Origin of the sequence: Halomonas organivorans (genome assembly GCF_014192055.1) — a bacterium.
In the GTDB taxonomy this organism is placed as follows: Bacteria; Pseudomonadota; Gammaproteobacteria; order Pseudomonadales; family Halomonadaceae; genus Halomonas; species Halomonas organivorans.
The window spans coordinates 1-1,694 of record NZ_JACHXM010000068.1 but is presented as its reverse complement, the minus strand read 5'-3'; the positions used below and the strand labels follow the sequence as shown (position 1 = coordinate 1,694).

Annotated in this window: 1 protein-coding gene; it reads left to right on the top strand. The window is 65.7% G+C overall.

Annotated features, from left to right (window positions below):
• On the top strand, positions 1-1,694 hold a 1,694-nt coding region (locus FHR96_RS22285), incomplete at both ends, for a hypothetical protein (protein ID WP_221195921.1).

The following is a 1,694-nucleotide window of genomic DNA, read 5'->3' as shown; positions in this document are numbered from 1 at the left end:
GTCACCGCCCAGGTCACCCTGGAAGACGGCACCGAGGTGGGCGATACCTTGGTAGTCACCGACAAAGACGGTAATGAACTGCTTAATCGTCCGGTTACCCAGGACGATCTGGACAACGGCGTTAGCGTCGAGGTCCCCGTCGAGCCGGGCGATCCCGACGTCAGCGTCACCGCCACGGTCACCGACCCGACCGGCAACACTGCCAGCGACGATGATCAGAAGCCGGTGGACAACGTGCCGCCCGCAGTGAGCGTCGAGCTGACCGGCAGCGGCGAAGACGGCACCTACAGCCAGGACGAGATCGGCGACGACGGCACGGTCACCGCCGAAGTCACCCTGGAAGACGGCACCGAAGTGGGCGACACCCTGACGGTGACCGATCAGGACGGCAACGTCCTCGACGAGCGCGAGATCACCCAGGACGACCTGGACAACGGCGTGACCGTCGAGGTCCCCGTCGAGCCGGGCGATCCCGACGTCAGCGTCACCGCCACGGTCACCGACCCGACCGGCAACACCGCCAGCGACGATGATCAGAAGCCGGTGGACAACGTGCCGCCGCAGGTCTCGGTCGAGCTGACCGGCAGCGGCGAGGACGGCACCTACAGCCAGGACGAGATCGGCGACGACGGCACGGTCACTGCCCAGGTCACCCTGGAAGACGGCACCGAAGTGGGCGACACCCTGACGGTGACCGATCAGGACGGCAACGTCCTCGACGAGCGCGAGATCACCCAGGACGACCTGGACAACGGCGTGACCGTCGAGGTCCCCGTCGAGCCGGGCGATCCCGACGTCAGCGTCACCGCCACGGTCACCGACCCGACCGGCAACACTGCCAGCGACGATGATCAGAAGCCGGTGGACAACGTGCCGCCCGCAGTGAGCGTCGAGCTGACCGGCAGCGGCGAAGACGGCACCTACAGCCAGGACGAGATCGGCGACGACGGCACGGTCACCGCCGAAGTCACCCTGGAAGACGGCACCGAAGTGGGCGATACCTTGGTAGTCACCGACAAAGACGGTAATGAACTGCTTAATCGTCCGGTTACCCAGGACGATCTGGACAACGGCGTGACCGTCGAGGTCCCCGTCGAGCCGGGCGATCCCGACGTCAGCGTCACCGCCACGGTCACCGACCCGACCGGCAACACCGCCAGCGACGACGATCAGAAGCCGGTGGATTGGGATGTCTCCGTCAATGTGCCCAACGACCATGACGCCACCACGCCGGACGGCAACATCGCCGACCAGGTGGTGTTCGAAAGTGGCCTGGCGGACGGCTCCGCGCCGAACGCCGACGACATCCGCGTCGAATCCAGCCTGACGCTGACTGCCCTGGACGGTCTGCAGGAAGATGGCGCCGTCAGCCTGACCTACGCCTATGAGGATGGGGACGAGGCCACCCTCGAACTGAGCCGGGCCGAGGTGGAAGCGCTGGGCGATACGCCGCAGAGCCTGACCACCGAGTACGGCGAGCTGACCCTCAACGGCTATAGCCAGGCCGATGATGGCACCATTACCCTCGACTATGACTATGTCCTGACCAATGCGCCGGATGCGAGCGTTGATCACCTGATAGACAGCGTCACCGTTACTGCCACCGACGAGGACGGCTCGACCGACAGCGGCGACCTGAATATCCAGATCGTCGACGACGCGCCGACCGCCGAGAACGATGCCAATAGCGTCAC